This window comes from Methylobacterium sp. CCH5-D2 (assembly GCF_001556475.1).
In the GTDB taxonomy this organism is placed as follows: Bacteria; Pseudomonadota; Alphaproteobacteria; order Rhizobiales; family Beijerinckiaceae; genus Methylobacterium; species Methylobacterium hispanicum.
This window is the reverse complement of record NZ_LSIX01000609.1, coordinates 1-1,807: the sequence shown is the minus strand read 5'-3', so window position 1 is coordinate 1,807 and position 1,807 is coordinate 1. Positions and strand designations below refer to the sequence as shown.

The 1,807-nt window shown below is 72.7% G+C and carries 2 protein-coding genes and 1 pseudogene; all 3 read left to right on the top strand.

The features are described from left to right. Positions 1-96: 96 nt before the first annotated feature. Positions 97-585, top strand: coding sequence for an FUSC family protein (locus tag AX737_RS15600; protein WP_066922774.1), 489 nt, complete (start codon positions 97-99; stop codon positions 583-585). Between the two features lie 67 nt (positions 586-652). Then, positions 653-1,396 carry a (Fe-S)-binding protein gene (locus AX737_RS15595; protein WP_066922772.1) on the top strand — a complete coding sequence of 248 codons (744 nt, stop codon included), beginning with the start codon at positions 653-655 and terminating at the stop codon, positions 1,394-1,396. Further along, positions 1,393-1,807, top strand: a pseudogene (locus AX737_RS15590) (4Fe-4S ferredoxin); the annotation flags it as partial. The gene AX737_RS15595 and the pseudogene AX737_RS15590, both read left to right, overlap by 4 nt.

Sequence of the window (1,807 nt, the reverse complement as noted above, 5' to 3'; positions counted from 1 at the left end):
AGATGTGTATAAGAGACAGGGCCCGCGCCGGCCCTCCCGCCCCCGGCCTCCGGGCGGCGCGGCGCCAGGCCTCTCGGCCCGCGCGGCCTGCTGTTCGTGCTGCGCTGCTCGCTCTCGGCCACCGCGGCCTTCCTGGCCGCGACCGCCATCGGCCTCGGCCATCCGGTCTGGGCCCTGATGTCGGCCCTCATCGTGTCCCAGGAGAGTCTGGCCGAGACCCACCGCTCGCTGGGGGGACGGATCCTCGGAACGGTGCTGGGCGCCGCGACCGCCGTCGCGGTCCACGCCGGGTTCCGGGGCGCGGGCCTCGACGCCATGGCGGTGCAGGTCGCGGTCATCACGGCGGCCTGCGCGGTCATCGCCCGGGAGCGCCCGGCCATCCGCGTCTGCATGTGGACCGGCCCCCTCGTGCTGCTCACCGCCACGCCCGAGACGCCGATCGGCGCGACCGCCCTGCACCGGGGCGGGGAGGTGATCCTCGGCGGGCTCGTGGCCGCGGGGCTGCACGGCGCGATCGAGCGGGCCGCGCGGCCGGTCCTCGAACGCGCCCGCGCCGAGGACCAGGAGGCGGGCCGCCCCGGCTAGGGGCGAGCCCCGAGAGAGACGTTCCCGCGCGTCGTGCGCGAACCGGTTGCCGAGGAAGAGACCGCCCATGCGCGTCGGATTGTTCATTCCCTGTTACATGGATGCCTTCGAGCCCGAGGTCGGCATCGCCACCCTCGAACTGCTGCGGCGGTTCGACCTCGACGTCACCTACCCGTTCGACCAGACCTGCTGCGGCCAGCCGATGGTCAATACCGGCTGCCACGAGGAGGCCGCCGCCACCGAGGCGCTCTTCGTCCGCAACTTCTCCGGGTTCGACTACGTCGTGGCGCCCTCCGGCTCCTGCACCCATCAGGTGCGCGAGCACATGACGGCGATCCCGCAGACTCCCGACGTGGTCGCGGTACGCGCGCGGACCTACGAGCTGGTGGAGTTCCTGCACGACGTGCTCAAGGTCGACGCCTTCCCCTGGGCCGAGTTCCCGCACCGGGTCAGCTACCACAACAACTGCAACGCGCTGCGCGGCATCGGCCACGCGCGCCCGTCCGAGCTGCACGCGCCGTTCTACTCCAAGCCCCTGGACCTGCTCGCCAAGGTCAAGGGCCTCGAGGTGGTCGAGCTCGCCCGCCCCGACGAGTGCTGCGGCTTCGGCGGCACCTTCTGCGTGTTCGAGCCGGCGGTGTCGGCCAAGATGGGCCACGACAAGGTCCGCGACCACGCCCGCGCCGGGGCCGCGTACGTCGTCTCGGCCGATTCCTCCTGCATGATGCACCAGCGCGGCTCCGCCGAGCGCCTGGGGCTCCCGCTCAAGTTCATCCACATCGCCCAGGTCCTCAACGGAGCCGCCGCATGAGCCATCCGCAGGAGCCGGACCGCCACCGGATGATCCATCCCGATCTCGCCGTCTCCGACGACGAGGCCCCGCGCAGCCCCGACGGCCACCGGCTGGAGCACGGGGCCGGCACGTCCCGGCCGCTGCGGCCGCGGTCGCACGAGCCCCAGCCGCGGGGGGCCCGCGTCCACGGCCATCGGCCGATCGACCAGAACGAGGCCGCCGCGCGCTTCATCGCGGCACCCGAGCACGAGCAGATGCACGACGAGCGCCTCTGGGACCTGCGCCAGAAGCGCGACCGGCAGATGCGCGCCATCCCCGAATGGGAGGAGCTGCGCGAGATCGCCTCGCGCATCAAGCAGCACACGCTGAGCCATCTCGACACCTATCTCGAGCAGTTCGAGGCGGCGGCCAAGGCCAACGGCGTCCACG